Origin of the sequence: Micromonospora thermarum, assembly GCF_012034245.1 — a bacterium.
Lineage (GTDB): Bacteria > Actinomycetota > Actinomycetes > Mycobacteriales > Micromonosporaceae > Micromonospora > Micromonospora thermarum.
Genome location: NZ_JAATEO010000014.1, coordinates 74572 through 89660 on the forward strand (window position 1 = coordinate 74572; position 15089 = coordinate 89660).

The following is a 15089-nucleotide window of genomic DNA, read 5'->3' on the forward strand; positions in this document are numbered from 1 at the left end:
CCCCGCCCTCCGCCCTCGCGCGCGATCTTGCACTTCATGCCCCGGCAAAGGGTGCAGAAGCCGCGAAACGGAGGCCATAACCGCAAGATCGCGGAGATCGGGGGGTGTGCCGCGGGTCGCGGGGCGGGGCGGCGGTGACGGTGGGTAGGCTTTCTGCACATGAGCACGCCTCGCCCCGTCCTGGTGGTGGACTTCGGAGCCCAGTACGCCCAGCTCATCGCGCGCCGGGTGCGCGAGGCGAAGGTCTACTCGGAGATCGTCCCGCACACGATGTCGGTCGCCGAGATGCTGGCGAAGAACCCGGCCGCCATCGTCCTCTCCGGCGGCCCGGCCAGCGTCTACGCGCCCGACGCGCCCCGGATCGACGCGGGCATGTTCGACGCCGGGGTGCCCGTGTTCGGCATCTGCTACGGCTTCCAGGCGATGGCCCAGGCCCTCGGCGGCACGGTCGCGAAGACCGGCAACCGGGAGTATGGCGGCACCCCGCTGCACACCCGCCCCGAGGCCGGTGTGCTGCTCCGGGACCTCCCCGACGACCTGCCGGTCTGGATGAGCCACGGCGACTGCGTCACCGAGGCCCCCGCCGGTTTCACGGTCACCGCCGAGTCGGCGGGCGCGCCGGTGGCCGCCTTCGAGGACCTGGCCGGCCGCCGCGCGGGCGTGCAGTTCCACCCGGAGGTGGGGCACACCGCCCACGGTCAGGAGATGCTGACCCGCTTCCTGTACGACATCGCCGGCATCGAGCCCACCTGGACGTCCGAGAACATCATCGACGAGCAGGTGGCCCGGATCCGCGAGCAGGTCGGCGACAAGGAGGTCATCTGCGGCCTCTCCGGCGGCGTGGACTCCGCGGTCGCCGCGGCGCTGGTGCACAAGGCCGTCGGTGACCAGCTCACCTGCGTCTTCGTCGACCACGGCCTGCTGCGGGCCGGTGAGGCGGAGCAGGTGGAGAAGGACTACGTCGCCGCCACCGGCATCAAGCTGAAGGTGGTCGACGCGCAGGAGCGTTTCCTCGGCGCGCTCGCCGGGGTCACCGACCCGGAGCAGAAGCGCAAGATCATCGGCCGGGAGTTCATCCGGGTCTTCGAGGCCGCCGCCCGGGAGATCGCCGCCCACGGCGACGTGGAGTTCCTGGTGCAGGGCACCCTCTACCCGGACGTGGTCGAGTCCGGCGGCGGCGCCGGCACCGCCAACATCAAGAGCCACCACAACGTCGGTGGGCTCCCGGAGGACCTGAAGTTCGCCCTGGTCGAGCCGCTGCGCACGCTCTTCAAGGACGAGGTCCGCACCCTCGGCCTCCAGCTCGGCCTGCCCGAGGCGATGGTCTGGCGGCACCCGTTCCCGGGGCCGGGCCTGGCCATCCGGATCATCGGCGCGGTGGACGAGGAGCGGCTGGCCGTGCTCCGGAAGGCCGACCTGATCGCCCGGCAGGAGTTGTCCGCCGCGGGCCTGGACCGGGGCGTCTGGCAGTTCCCGGTGGTCCTGCTGGCGGACGTGCGCAGCGTGGGCGTCCAGGGAGACGGGCGCAGCTACGGGCATCCGGTGGTGCTGCGCCCGGTCTCCAGCGAGGACGCGATGACCGCCGACTGGTCCCGGCTGCCGTACGAGGTGATCGCCCGGATCTCCACCCGGATCACCAACGAGGTCGCCGAGGTCAACCGGGTGGTCCTGGACGTGACCAGCAAGCCGCCGGGCACCATCGAGTGGGAGTGAGCCGGGCTCACGCCGTCGGCGGCGCGGGCGGCTGAGGCGCCGGCCGGGACTCCGGCGCCGGGACCGGCGCCGTGGTCGGCTCGGGCGTCGTGGCCGGCCACGGGGTCGGCTGCGCGGGCGCGCCGGTCGGCGTGGTCCCGGCCGTCGGGGCGGGCGTCCCGGTCCCGGCCGTCGGCGTGGTGGGCGCGGCGGCCGTCGGGTGCGGCCAGGCGGGCGCGCCGGCCGGCTCCTCGGGCATCAGGAACCACATGATCGGGTACGCGAGCAGCGCGAGGCCGCCGGTGAGCAGGCCGGTGACCGCGAAGATCACCCGGACGAGGGTGGGGTCGACGTCGAAGTAGCGGCCGACGCCACTGGCCACCCCGGCGACCATCCGGTCGGTGACGGGGCGGCGGAGCTGCTTGTACGGGGCTTGGGGAAAACCGGTGGTCGTCATGTCTCCACGGTCCGCGCCGGGCGTCCGATCGACCTCGGTGACCGCCCGGATCCATACCCTGACCCGTCCCTGATGCGGGAGCCTAAAGTCAGGAATCTGACTCTTTTCGATGCCGGTAACCGGTTGCGGGGAGAATTTGGCTCCGTGACCACCATGCTGGAGCCGCTCCGCAGGATCGCGGCGTACGCAGTCTGCACTGACTCAGTCGGTCGGGTGTTGCTGGTCCGCGCATCGGAGCGCTCCGGCACCCCCGGCACGTGGTCGCTGCCCGGAGGCGCGGTCGACCACGGCGAGGATCCGCACCACACCGTCGTCCGGGAGACGGCCGCCGAGACCGGGCTCTCGGTCAGCGTCGCCGGCCTGAAGGACGTCCTGGCCGACATGCGGGCGCTGCCCGAGCGGGGCATCACCATCCACACCGACCGGCTCCTCTACCACGTGTCGGTCCGTGGCGGGACGCTCACCGACCGGGTCGACCGGCCCACCGACCTGGCCCGCTGGTTCACCCTCGACGAGGCCCGCGAGCTGCCGCTGCGCTCGTTCACCGCCCGCGCCCTGGGCCTGCCGGCCTCCTCGGCGGACGTCGTGCCCGACGAGCCGCCCGAGTTCCCCTCGTTCTACGCGGTGCCCGGGCCGGACGGCCTGCACCGGGCGCAGCGCTTCGCCGCGTACGCCGTGGTCACCGACCCGGACGGGCGGGTGCTGCTCACCCGCGTCTCCGACGGCTACCCGGGGGCCGGCTGCTGGCACCTGCCCGGCGGCGGCACCGACTACGGCGAGCAGCCGGGCGCGGCGCTGATCCGGGAGCTGGTGGAGGAGACCGGGCAGACCGGGCGTCTGGTCGAGCTGCTCGGGGTGGCGAGCCACCGTGACGCCGCCTCGCTGGGGCCGGAGGGGTACCCGATCGACTGGCACGGCGTCCGCGCCTTCTACCGGGTCGTGGTCGACCAGCCCGCCCCGCCGACCGTCGCCGACGTCGGCGGCTCCACCTGCGAGGCCCGCTGGTTCGCCCGCGAGGAACTCGGCGCCCTCCCGACCGACCGCCTCACGGAGGTGACGGCGGAGGCCGTCCAGGCCGCCCACCTGACCTGAGCTCCCACCCGCGGGCCCGCCGGGCACCGCACGCGCTGATCATGAAGTTATTGTCGGGACACACCGGTGTCGACGGCGATAACTTCATGATCGACGCAGTGCGGGGCGGGGGGAGCGGGTTCGTGGAGCAGCGGCGACGGGTGGCGGCGTACGGGGTCCTGCGGGATGCCGACGGGCGGGTGCTGCTCGCGCGGGGGTCGGCCGCGTGCCCGTACCCGGGCGTCTGGCAGCTGCCCGGCGGCGGGCTGACGCACGCCGAGCACCCCGCCGACGCGGTCGTGCGTGAGTTCGCCGAGGAGACCGGGCTGGTCGTGGCGGTGGCGGGGATCCGGGCGGCCGTCGCGGACGTGGCCACCTTCGCCGACGCCGGGATCACCGTGCACACCGACCGGCTGGTGTTCGACGTGACGGCGCAGGGTGGCGCGCTCCGGCCGGAGCCGGCCGGCGGCAGCGACGAGCTGGGCTGGTTCACGCCCGCCGAGGCGGCGACCGTCCCGCTGATGCCCTTCACCGCCGAGCTGCTCGGGCTGGCCGTCACACCCCTGCCGCCGGGGCTCCCCACGACGCTGCCGGCCGCCCAGGCCGCCCCGCTTCCGGCCGGCCGGCGGCAGCGCTTCGGGGCGTACGGGCTGGTCACCGACCCGCGCGGGCGGGTGCTGCTGACCCGGATCGCGGACGGCTACCCGGGCGCCGGCCGCTGGCACCTGCCCGGCGGCGGGACCGACCACGGCGAGGCGCCGGAGCCCGCGCTGCTGCGCGAGCTCGTGGAGGAGTCCGGCCAGCTCGGGCGCGTCGTCGGGCTGATCGACGTGGACAACCTGCACAACCCGGCCGCGCTCGGGCCGGAGGGGTACCCGCTCGACTGGCACGGCGTCCGGGTGATCTACCGGGTGGCGGTCGACGAGCCGACCGAGCCGCGGGTCACCGAGCTGGCCGGGGGGTCGACCGAGCAGGCGGCGTGGTTCGACGTCGGGCAACTCGCGGGCCTCCCGCTCACCGACATCGCCACCCGCGCACTCACGGAGCGTGTTGGCTGAACCGTCCGCCGCGCGCAGCCGCAGGTGGCGACAGGGAGCGGGGCCGGTGACGACAAATCGTACACATCGGTCAGCGGGGATGCCCGAACCCGCTCGTCGCGACGACCTCGCCCAGGTCCGGTACATTCAAGTGTGGGAGTTGGCGGTGAAACGGGCGATGCGGCCCGGGATGGGAATATGAGAGCGGTTCGCGCGGTTTAAGGGAGATATAAGTACCGCCGGCAGCTATCGCCAATCCCCGTTCCCCTATGCGATGGTGTACTCCGCAAAACGGCTGCCGGGCCAGGAAGGTCCGGCACGAGACAGCCGGGCACCCGCCGCCCAGGCGGTAAGCCGATCCGGTGATGGAGGAAACGTGCCGAGAGCCCCATGGCGCCGGCGTCGTACGACTGACAGTCCGCGCCCCGCAGGGCGTCGATGGGCGGGCCGGCTGCGCCGCAGCAGCACGTTCGCCCGCCAGGTGCTGCTGGTCCGGGTGGGCCGCCGTGACGGCGACCTCCGCGCCCGCACCGACGTGGCGCTCGCCGAGCGCCGGTACGCGGAGCCCCGGTACGGCCGGTACGACGCCGAGATCGAGGCGGTCGTCCCGGTCAGCCCAGCCCTCGCTCCCGCGTCGCCGGTCGACGACCCGACGGCGATGTCGATCCCGCTGCTCCCCGGCGAGCGGACCGCCGCCCGCCGGATGAAGTTCGCGGTGGTCAACGCGTGCACCCTGGCCAGCCTCATGCTGGGCATGCTGGCGATCTTCCTCGCCATGCAGGGTGAGGTGCGGGTGGCGGCCCTCTGCCTGATCGCCTGCGTCGCCTTCGACGGTCTCGACGGCGCCCTGGCCCGCAAGCTCGGCGTGGCCAGCCCGTTCGGCGCACAGATGGACTCGCTGGCCGACATGTGCTCGTTCGGCCTCGCCGCCCCGGTGGTGGTCTACGCCTCCCTGGCCGGCTCGGTGCCGCCGGCCGCCGCGGCGGTGGCGTGCGCCCTCGTCGCGGCCTGCGCCGCGATCCGGCTCGCCCGGTTCAACGTCTCGCCGAAGGACGGCCGCTTCTTCTGCGGCGTGCCGACCACCATGGCCGCCGCCGTGCTCGCGCTGACGGTCGCCATCGGCCTGCCGGTGTCGGGGCTGGTGCTGGTCGGCGGGGTGGCGCTGCTCGCCTTCGCCATGGTCTCCAGCTTCCCGTACGCGAAGCTCGCCCGCCTGGTGAAGCTGCCGGCGTGGGTGTGGCTGGCCCCGGTCCTCGGCGCGCTGATCGACGTCCGGCTCACGTTCGCCGTCATCGTCGCGGGCTACCTGCTCAGCGGCCCGGTGCTCTGGCTGCGCCAGCGCCGCGCCGTCTGATCCCTCTGACGACGAAAGGGGCGCCGCGGAAGATCCGCGGCGCCCCTTTCGCGTGTCGTGCTCAGCTCCAGCGGGCGATGACGGTCGATCCGCCGACCACCTTGTCGCCCGGCCCGACCAGCGGCTCCGCCGCCTCGGCCGGCAGGTAGACGTCGGTGCGTGAGCCGAACCGGATCAGCCCGAAGCGCTCGCCCTTCGCCAGCAGCGCACCGATCGGCGCCCGCTGCACGATCCGCCGGGCGATCAGCCCGGTGCGCTGCGCCACCACCACCGTGCCGTGCGCGGTCTCCAGCACCGTGTACGCGGCGACGTTGTGCTCGGCCTCCGGCTTCATCGCGTTGACGAAGCCGCCGTCGGCCACGAAGTAGTCGACCACCTTGCCCGCCACCGGGGAGCGGTTGACGTGCACGTCGAGCACCGACAGGAAGACCGCGATGCGCAGCCACTCGCCCTCGCCGAACCGCTCGTCGTGCAGCCGCTGCACGGAGAGCACCTGCCCGTCGGCTGCGGCGACCACGGCCGACGGGTCCTCCGGCACGTCCCGCTCCGGGTCGCGGAAGAAGGCGGCCACCGGTGCCGCGGCCAGCGCGGGCAGCAGCCACAGCTTGGACTTCGGCCGGGTCAGCCGGGCCAGCCCCGCCAGGCCGAGCGCGATGCCCGCGGCGGCCACGCCGTTGGAGTCGATGTGCATGGTGCGGGTCAGCGGCACGCTGGACGGCCGGTACGCCGGAGCCAGCCGCGCGGCCGCGGCGGCGTCCACCGGGGTGAACCGGAGCCGGTGCACCCGCAGCGGCGGGTTGTTGCGCAGCACCAGGTCACTGCCGACGCCGTACAGCGCCCCCTGGCGGTCCAACTCGTCGGCGGCGCCGGCGCTGCGACCCGGGGCGACCGGTGCGGCGACGCTGAGCACCGCCCCGTCGGCCAGGTACTTGCCCAGGCCCTCGATGGCGGCGCGGGTCTCCTCGGCGGTGCCGGTGAACGGCTCACCGACGATGGCGACCGCCGCGACCTCGGCCTCGGCCAGCGTGTCGACGACGCGGACCCGGTCGGCGACCCAGCGGCCCTGCGCGGAGACGTGCTCGCGCAGCAGCGTGGCGCTCATCGAGGCGGCCGGCACCACGGTGAGCGTGTCACCGGGCAGCAGCGCCTCGATCGCCGCGGCGAGCACCGGGGACTCCGGGCTGGCACCGACCAGGAGGGCGGCCTTCGGGTCGTTGATCCGGGCGAACTCGGCAACGAGGGTACGGGCGGCACGCTCGCCGATGCGGACCGGACCGGACCGGCCGGAGGGGCGCACGGCGGGGGACTGGGTCATGTCGGGCGGGCTCCTGACGGGGTCGGGACGACGGTTGAGGCGGAATTCCGGCACGGCTGGCGCCGGCTCGGCCGCGTGCGGGCCGGCGCGGGCGTGAGGCGGCCGGCCGGGACGGTCTCCACCGGCCAGCATATGCGCCGCCGTACGGGCGACGCACCGCCGCGGTCAGCGACGGTCGCCTCCGACCGGCGGGGCCGGCGGCCAGTCCTCGGGAACGTCCGCCGACCGGTCCTCGACGGCCTCGTCACGGCGATCGGTGACCGCCTCGGTCGGCCACTCGTCGGCCTCCTCCCGACCGGCGTTCCCGGTCGCCGGGGCACCCGACAGGGGCGCCGACACGTCCCGGTCGTGCTGGTCGGGCACCGGCCATCCGTTCGTGTCGTCCGCCCTGCCGGTCTCCCAGGCCGCCACCTCGGGATCCGGATGCCCGGAGGTCGGGCCGACCGTCCCGTCCGTCGCGGCGGTCCTGTCGGCGGCGCCCGGGCGGGGCGAGCGCGCCGCGCGCAGCGCACCCACCAGACCGAGTACGCCGACCAGCAGCAGCGCGCCGGCCAGGAACCAGCCGACCGGCGGCAGGACGAACCCGAGCAGCCGGGCGATCAGCCACCAGGCGGCGAGGCCGACGAAGAGCAGCCCGAACGCCAGGGACACGAGGTCCGTGCGATGCGCCCTCACCGGGTCACCTCCAGCTTGCCAGCGTTGACGTGGATGTAGAGGTGCAGCTTCCCGCCGCCGGGGCCGTTCGCACCCAGGTCGGTGGTCTCGCGCAGCGGCCCGTCGACACCGCCGGCGCGCTCGTCGAGCGTCCCCGACCGGCGGCCGAAGACGACCACGTCACCGGCGTTGACGTCGGCCAGGACGGTCACGTCGACGTCCGGCGGCACCACCACGGTCGCCTCGCCGAAGTTGACCGCGACGACGATCTCGGTGTCCTTCCCGTTGAAGTCCACCGCGCGCAGGTCGAGCACCGAGTCGCCGAAGCTGTTCTCGTACCGGGTCGCGAGCTCGGCGTGGCTGGCCGGGGCCCAGGTCACCGCGCCGTCCACACCCCGGATGTGGTCGTACGACTCGGCGACGGTCGCCACCGTCAGCGCGGCGGCGGTCACCAGACCGAGCGCGATCAGCCACCGGGCCCGGCCGAACCAGGTGCCGACGAGCAGGCCGAGACCGATGGTCGCCAGGGCCGCCGCGAAGTACGCCGAGGCGCCGACCGGGAAGACGTCCAGCAGGTCGAGGACGGTCACCACGCCGAGCGTCAGGAAGATCAGCGAGAAGGTCACCGCACCGAGTGCGGACCGCTCCCGTGGCCGCTTCGGCGGCCGGGGCGCCGGTGCGGGCGGTGCCGCCGGCCGGCCGGCGTACGGGCCGTGCGGGGCGAACGGCGGCCGGTACCCGCCCGGGGGCCGGGGTGCGGTCGGCGGCCCGGACGGCGCCGGGGGCCAGGCCGGCGCAGCCGGCGTACCGGTGACCGGAGCCCCCCACGCCGGCGGGGCCACGCCCGCGGGTGCCGCTGTCGGCAGTTCGGCCGTCGGCTCGGCGGTCCCGGACGCGGCCACCGGGAGCGGCACGGTCGTCGTCCCGGCCGGCTCCGCCGGCGCGGCGGGTGGAACGGCGCCGGCCGCCAGGGTCGCGTCCGCCGGCGCCGGGTACCCGACCGGGGCCGGGTAGGCGACCGGCGGCACCGGGCCGGGCGGCGCGGGAACGGCACCGGGCGGCGCGGCGCCGACCGGCGGGCCACCGGGGCGCTCCCGGTTGAGCAGCAGCGCCCCGCAGACCAGGATGGCCGCGCCGAGCAGCACGGCCCGGAACGCGTCGGTGACGATGAAGGCGAAGCTGACCGCCACCAGGATGCTGAGGACGATCACGGTGACCGGGGACATGCTGGACCGCCCGCGTCCCAGCATCGACTCGACCGGCGAGGCGCTGTCGCCCTCGCCCGGGATGATCAGCCAGGCCGAGACGTACACCAGGATGCCGATGCCGCCGAAGAAGCCGAGCACCGCCAGCAGCACCCGCCAGAGCACCGGGTCGGTGTTGGTCGCCCGGCCGATGGCCGCGCACACGCCGGCCAGGTAGCGGCCGTCGTGCGGGCGGACCAGCCCGTACCGTGAGGTGAAGCTGGTGCCCCCACCCGGCGGCGGGGTGGCGCCCGCCGTGGGCGGTGCGCCGGTCGGGTCCCCTGGCGGGGGCGGCGGCCCGCCGGCCGGCGGGGACGCCGCGGGTGGCGGCGTCGCCCCGGGCGTCGGGGGCTGGGCGGCTTCCTCGGTCATGTCCTCGATCCTGCTCCCCGCGTCGCGTCGGCGACCTCAGGAGGAGACCCTGACGCCACCCTGAGATCCGGGAGGCCCGGATGTCCGGGGCGTCCCCGTGGCCGGGCGGCGGCGTGCCGTGTGACGATCGAACCGGCGCCGGCAGCGGACGGTCGCCCACACCGTACCCGTCGTGACCAGGGAGCCCTCGATCAGCACCGTGACGCAGCCCCCTCGCCTCTACCGCGCCCCCGAGCACCGGATGGCCGCCGGGGTGGCCGCGGGCATCGCCGAGCACCTCGGCATCTCGGTGCTCCGCGTCCGGGTCGCCTTCATGGTGCTGCTCGGGCTGAGCGGCCTCGGTCTGCTCCTCTACGCCGCCTTCTGGGCGGTGGTGCCGCTGCGCCCGGGCGACACCGCCGTACCCCCGCGCCGCGACGTCGCGCAACTGCTGCCGTTCGTGGCGATCGGGCTCGTGGTGTTGCTGCTCCAGATGGTGCTCTTCGACTCCGTGGGCGCGGCCGGCACCGCCGGCTGGCTGGTGGCGATCATCGCGGTCGGCGCGGGGGTGATCTGGCACCAGTCCGCCCCGGAGCGGCGGCGGCAGTGGGGCGAGGCGATGCCGGTGCCCTGGCTGAGCGCCGTGGTCGAGGAGAGCGACCGGCGGGCGTTCGTGCTGCGGTTCATCGGCGGCGGCGTGCTGGTCGCGGTGGGCATCATCGGCGTCGCCGCCGTCTACTCCCCGGCGCAGAACTTCGACGCGGTGCTCAACGGCGTGATCTTCGCGCTGGTCGGGCTCGCCGGCGTCGGGGTGGTCGCCGCGCCGGTGCTCTGGCGGACGTGGAACCAGCTCCGCTCGGAGCGCGAGGGGCGCATCCGCGAACAGGAGCGGGCCGAGCTTGCCGCGATGGTGCACGACCAGGTGCTGCACACCCTCGCGCTGATCCAGCGCAACGCCGGTGACGTGAAAACGGTGCAACGGCTCGCCCGGGGTCAGGAGCGCTCGCTACGCAACTGGCTCTACAAGCCGACCGGCTCCCCGACGGAGCGTTTCGCGGCGGCCCTCGAGCAGGCGGCGGCCGAGGTGGAGGACACCTTCGCGATCACCGTGGAGACGGTGGTCGTCGGTGACCGGGAGACCGACGAACGGGTGGGCGCGCTGGTGGCCGCCGCGCGGGAGGCCCTGGTCAACGCCGCCCGGCACGCCGGCGTGCAGACCGTCTCGCTGTACGCCGAGGTCGAGCCGGAACAGGTCAGCGTCTTCGTCCGGGACCGGGGGAAGGGCTTCGACCCGGATACGGTGGAGGACCACCGGCACGGCGTCCGGGGCTCGATCATCGGGCGGATGAAGCGGCACGGCGGCCGGGCGGAGATCCGGTCCGAGCCGGGGGAGGGGACCGAGGTCCGGTTGATCCTGCCGATCTCCCGGGACTCGTCCACGGCGGAAAGGGACAGGTGATGGTGGACCAGACGACGGGCCCGGTCGAGGAGACGGAGGCCGCCCCGGAGCGGCTGCGGGTCTTCCTCGTCGACGACCACGCGATGTTCCGGGCCGGGGTACGCGCCGAGCTGGGCGCGCACGTCGAGGTGGTGGGTGAGGCGAGCACGGTGGCCGAGGCGGTCAGCCGGATCGCCGCCACCGAGCCCGACGTCGTGCTGCTCGACGTGCACATGCCCGACGGCGGCGGCCGGGCGGTGCTGGAGGCCATGCGGCGTACGCACCCGCAGGTGCGGTTCCTGGCGCTGAGCGTGTCGGACGCCGCCGAGGACGTGATCGGGCTGATCCGCGCCGGCGCCCGCGGCTACGTCACCAAGACCATCTCACCCGACGAGCTGGCGGCGGCGATCCGCCGGGTCGCCGACGGGGACGCCGTGTTCAGCCCCCGGCTGGCCGGGTTCGTGCTGGACGCGTTCGCGGCCCGGCCCGACGCGCCCGTGTCCGACCCCGAACTGGACCAGCTCACCAACCGCGAGCGCGAGGTGCTGCGCCTGCTCGCCCGGGGGTACGCGTACAAGGAGATCGCCAAGGAGCTGTACATTTCGATAAAGACGGTCGAGACGCACGTGTCGAACGTGCTGCGCAAGCTCCAGATGTCCAACCGCTACGAGCTGTCCCGCTGGGCGGCCGACCGCCGCCTCGTCTGATCGTGCCGGGTGCCCGGCCCGGCCGCCGCTCACTCCGTCCGGAGGACGGTGAACGCCTCGGCCAGGCGGCCCGGAGGCAGGCCGGCGTCGGCCGCGATGGCGGCGAGCTGGTCGCGTACCCAGGTGTCCACGTCGAGGTGGGCGGTCTGCGACCGGTGGGCGCGCATCGCGGCGACCTTGCGGTGGTAACTGTCCGTGACGTCGACGGTGTGATCGGGTGCCGGTCCGCCCGCGTACCAGACCTCCCGCACGACCCACGGCTCCAGGCCGGCGGCGAGCAGGTCGGGGTACGCGAACGGGTTGCGCGCGTCCGGGTAGACGGCGCAGGTGGCCGCCTCGCCGACCGCCTGGTGGTCGGGGTGGCCCGGCCCGGCGATGTGTTCCCACCGGCGCAGCGGCGAGCTGGTCAGCACCCGGTCCGGGCGGAACCGGCGGATGGCCGCGGTGAGGTCCCGGCGTAGCTGCGGTGTCGGCGCGAGCGTGCCGTCGGCGTACCCGGTCAGGACGTCGACCTGCCGGACGCCGACGGCGGCGGCCGCCGCGCGTTGCTCCTCCGCGCGCTGCCGCACCAGCTCCGGCCGCGGCGTCCCGTCGTAGCCCCCGGCGTCACCTTGAGTGACCAGAAGGTAGGCGACCTCGATCCCGTTGTCCGTCCAGGTGGCCACGGTGCCCGCACAGCCGAAGTCGACATCGTCCGGATGGGCGAAGATGGCGAGGGCCCGGCGCACGTCGGCCAGGGGCGTGGCGGAGGGCGGAAAGGTCATCGTGGATCGACCCTACCCGTCGCGAATCGGCCCGGCGGCGGCGTTCTCGCAGCTCTTACCATGCCTGGCCGGGCGTGTCGACGTCACCTCCGGATCGGTGTCGGCGCCGTCCCGGCCGGGTATCGGGTTGATAACACGCCTTCCCGCCAGGACGCATCGGGTGTTACAGTGGCAGGCACCTCACAACCCCCTCGTGAGCCGAGCGCCCTGAGGAGGCACTCCCATGCGCGGGAAATTCCTGAAGGTGGCGGTCGCGGCGACCGCCACCGCCATGTTGGCCACTGCTTGCAGCGGTGGCGGCAATGACTCGGACGACGCCGCCGGGCAGGCCGGTGGCGAGCTCCGCGTCTACGCGGCGGAGCCGGCGTTCCTGCTCCCGTCCGCCGGTGACGACGAGCCGTCGATCTACGTGATCCGCCAGCTCTACCGCGGTCTGGTCAAGTACAACGCCGAGACCGGCGCCCCGGAGAACGACCTGGCCGAGTCGATCACCTCGGACGACCAGAAGACCTGGACGATCAAGATCAAGAGCGGCTACACCTTCGACAACGGTGAGCCGGTCAACGCCGACGCCTTCATCCGTTCGTGGAACTACGCTGCTTACGGGCCGAACGCCCAGAACAACAGCTACTTCATGAAGCGGATCGCCGGCATCAAGGACGTCTCGTCCGAGGACCCGGACGGCGAGGGCCCGAAGAAGGCTCCCGAGCCGAAGGCCAAGGAGCTGTCCGGCCTGAAGAAGGTCGACGACCAGACCTTCACCGTCGAGCTGTCGGAGCCGTTCTCCGGCTTCCCGACCACGGTCGGCTACTCGGGCTTCTTCCCGATGGCCCAGGCGTGCGTCGACGCTGCCGACAAGTGCAACGAGACCCCGATCGGCAACGGCCCCTACAAGATCGAGGGCAGCTGGCAGCACAACGTCGCCATCAACCTGGTCCGCAGCGACACCTGGAAGGGTGAGGCCGGCAAGCCGGACAAGATCACCTACCGGATCTTCGCGGACGTCGACGCCGGTTACGCCGCCTTCCAGGCCGGCGAGCTGGACGTGATGTACACCCTGCCGCCGGCCCGCTACAAGGAGGCCAAGGCCACCTACGGCGACCGCCTGTACGAGCAGCCGGGTGACAACTTCACCTACGTCGGCATGCCGATCTACATGCCGGAGTTCAAGGACAAGCGGGTCCGCCAGGCGCTCTCGCTGGCGATCGACCGGCAGTCCATCATCGACGCCGTCTTCGACGGCCGGTTCACCCCGGCCACGGGCTACATCGCGCCGTCCTTCCAGGGCGCCCGCGAGAACGTCTGCACCTACTGCAAGAAGGACGTCGAGAAGGCCAAGCAGCTCCTGCAGGAGGCTGGCGGCTGGCCGGCCGGCAAGAAGCTGCAGCTGTGGGCGAACGCCGGTGCCGGTCACGACAAGTGGCTGCAGGCCGTCGGCGACCAGATCAAGGCCGCGCTGGGCATCGACTACGAGCTGAAGGTCAACCTGCAGTTCGCCGAGTACCTGGAGACCGCGGACAGCAAGAAGTTCACCGGTCCGTTCCGCCTCGGCTGGGGCCCGGACTACCCGTACCTCGAGACCTACCTGGGTCCGCTGTACAGCACGGGTGCCGACAGCAACAACTCCACCTTCAGCAACCCCGAGTTCGACTCGCTGCTGCAGCAGGGTGGTTCGGCCAAGTCCATCGACGAGGCGATCCCCTTCTACCAGAAGGCGGAGGACATCCTGGTCGAGGAGCTGCCGGTCATCCCGATGTGGTGGGGCAAGGTCGGCGCGGTCTACGGTGAGAACGTGGACAAGTTCGTCTGGAACGCTGTCTCGGACGCCGACTACGGTGCGACCTCGCTGAAGCAGAACTGAGCTTCAGTTCCCTGATCCAGCCGTAACACGACGTGGCGGCAACGATCACCCCACCAGGGCGATCGTTGCCGCCACGTCAGCGCCGAGAGGAGACCCCGACATGGGGCGCTACGTCATACGACGGTTGCTCCAGTTCATCCCCACCGTGCTGGGCACCATGTTCCTGCTCCACTACATGACCTCGCTGGCTATCCAGTTCAGCGGGAACCCGGTCCGCGCCCTCTTCGGCGACCGGACCCCGCCGCCGGCTCTGCTCGAGGCGGTCACCGAGCGGCTCGGCTACGCCGACCCCTGCCTGGACCAGCGGGGCAACCCCTGCTTCGGGCTGTTCTTCGACCGGGTGGCCGACGTCTTCCTCCGCTTCGACTTCGGCATCAACCTGCGCCAGCGTGAGGTCACCGAACTGGTGGCCGACGCCATCCCGTTCACGCTGAAGCTGCTGGTGATCGCGATGGTCTTCGAGGCGGTCGTCGGTATCGCCGCGGGTGTGTGGGCCGGTCTGCGGGGCGGCAGCTTCGCCGACAACCTGGTCAAGATCAGCACGGTCTTCGTGATCTCGGTGCCGATCTTCGTGCTCGGCGTCGTGGTGCGGGAGTTCGTCGGGGTCAAGTTCGGCAACGTCCTGCGGGACCAGGCCTGGATCCCCGAGGTCATCTCGAACGGCATGTTCAGCCCGGGCTTCAAGCCCGACTACCCCTTCGCCAGCCTGATCATCCCCGGCATGGTGCTGGGTGCGGTGTCCCTGGCCACCACGGCGCGGCTCACCCGGACCAGCATCATGGAGAACATCCGGGCCGACTACGTCCGCACCGCGCGGGCCAAGGGCCTGGCCAACAAGCGGGTCATCGGCGTGCACACGCTGCGCAACTCGCTGATCCCGGTCATCACCTTCCTCGGCGTCGACATCGGTGCCGCCATGGCCGGCGCGGTGGTCACCGAGACCATCTTCAACGTGCCCGGCATCGGCCGGCTGGTGACCCTCTCCGCACGGACCGGCGAGTCCTCCGTCGTCATCGGCGTGGTGACGATGCTCGTCCTGGTCGTGCTGGTCGCCAACCTGCTGGTCGACATCCTGTACGCCGTCCTCGACCCGAGGATCCGCTATGAGTGACGGCACCATGGTCAGCGTGCGGCGGCCGGCGAC

General features: G+C 73.1%; 11 protein-coding genes and 2 pseudogenes. 8 read left to right on the forward strand and 5 right to left on the reverse strand.

Annotated elements, in window-relative coordinates; translation table 11 throughout:
• The first annotated feature begins 159 nt into the window (after window positions 1-159).
• Window positions 160-1713 carry a glutamine-hydrolyzing GMP synthase gene (gene guaA, locus HCJ94_RS14795; protein WP_168001594.1) on the forward strand — a complete coding sequence of 518 codons (1554 nt, stop codon included), beginning with the start codon at window positions 160-162 and terminating at the stop codon, window positions 1711-1713.
• Window positions 1714-1849: 136 nt separating this feature from the next.
• On the opposite strand, the pseudogene HCJ94_RS14800 reads toward guaA, so the two are convergent.
• A pseudogene (locus HCJ94_RS14800) lies at window positions 1850-2149 on the reverse strand (PspC domain-containing protein); the annotation flags it as partial.
• 144 nt (window positions 2150-2293) lie between these two features.
• Between HCJ94_RS14800 and HCJ94_RS14805 the strand changes: the two are divergent.
• The 3 genes from HCJ94_RS14805 (at window position 2294) to HCJ94_RS14815 (ending at window position 5611) form a co-directional block, all read left to right on the forward strand.
• A complete protein-coding gene (locus tag HCJ94_RS14805; protein WP_168001596.1) occupies window positions 2294-3241 on the forward strand; it encodes an NUDIX hydrolase in 948 nt (315 codons plus the stop codon).
• A 122-nt stretch (window positions 3242-3363) separates the two neighbouring features.
• Entirely contained in the window at window positions 3364-4278 is a 915-nt protein-coding gene (locus tag HCJ94_RS14810; protein ID WP_168001665.1) for an NUDIX hydrolase, read from the forward strand.
• 430 nt (window positions 4279-4708) lie between these two features.
• On the forward strand, window positions 4709-5611 hold the full coding sequence (locus tag HCJ94_RS14815; protein ID WP_168001666.1) for a CDP-alcohol phosphatidyltransferase family protein: 903 nt from the start codon (window positions 4709-4711) through the stop codon (window positions 5609-5611).
• A gap of 61 nt (window positions 5612-5672) precedes the next feature.
• Here HCJ94_RS14815 and HCJ94_RS14820 read toward each other — a convergent pair whose 3' ends face one another.
• The 3 genes and pseudogenes from HCJ94_RS14820 to HCJ94_RS14830 form a co-directional block, all read right to left on the reverse strand.
• Window positions 5673-6926, reverse strand: coding sequence for a phosphatidylserine decarboxylase (locus HCJ94_RS14820; protein WP_168001597.1), 1254 nt, complete (start codon window positions 6924-6926; stop codon window positions 5673-5675).
• Between the two features lie 420 nt (window positions 6927-7346).
• Window positions 7347-7601, reverse strand: a pseudogene (locus HCJ94_RS31190) (hypothetical protein); the annotation flags it as partial.
• A complete protein-coding gene (locus HCJ94_RS14830) occupies window positions 7598-9196 on the reverse strand; it encodes a PspC domain-containing protein (RefSeq protein ID WP_168001598.1) in 1599 nt (532 codons plus the stop codon). The gene HCJ94_RS14830 and the pseudogene HCJ94_RS31190, both read right to left, overlap by 4 nt.
• Window positions 9197-9368: 172 nt before the next feature.
• Between HCJ94_RS14830 and HCJ94_RS14835 the strand changes: the two genes are divergently transcribed.
• The gene (locus HCJ94_RS14835) at window positions 9369-10634 is read left to right on the forward strand and encodes an ATP-binding protein (protein ID WP_168001599.1); all 1266 of its coding nucleotides are present in this window, start codon (window positions 9369-9371) and stop codon (window positions 10632-10634) included.
• On the forward strand, window positions 10634-11320 hold the full coding sequence (locus tag HCJ94_RS14840) for a response regulator (RefSeq protein ID WP_168001600.1): 687 nt from the start codon (window positions 10634-10636) through the stop codon (window positions 11318-11320). The genes HCJ94_RS14835 and HCJ94_RS14840 overlap by 1 nt, the downstream gene beginning before the upstream one ends.
• A 29-nt stretch (window positions 11321-11349) precedes the next feature.
• On the opposite strand, the gene HCJ94_RS14845 is transcribed toward HCJ94_RS14840, so the two are convergent.
• A complete protein-coding gene (locus HCJ94_RS14845; RefSeq protein ID WP_168001601.1) occupies window positions 11350-12084 on the reverse strand; it encodes a PIG-L deacetylase family protein in 735 nt (244 codons plus the stop codon).
• Window positions 12085-12307: 223 nt separating this feature from the next.
• Between HCJ94_RS14845 and HCJ94_RS14850 the strand changes: the two genes are divergently transcribed.
• Together HCJ94_RS14850 and HCJ94_RS14855 are read left to right on the forward strand one after the other, a co-directional pair.
• The gene (locus tag HCJ94_RS14850) at window positions 12308-13945 is read left to right on the forward strand and encodes a peptide ABC transporter substrate-binding protein (RefSeq protein ID WP_168001602.1); all 1638 of its coding nucleotides are present in this window, start codon (window positions 12308-12310) and stop codon (window positions 13943-13945) included.
• 100 nt (window positions 13946-14045) lie between these two features.
• Complete coding sequence (locus HCJ94_RS14855; protein WP_168001603.1) at window positions 14046-15056, forward strand: ABC transporter permease; 1011 nt, start codon at window positions 14046-14048, stop codon at window positions 15054-15056.
• Window positions 15057-15089 lie beyond the last annotated feature (33 nt).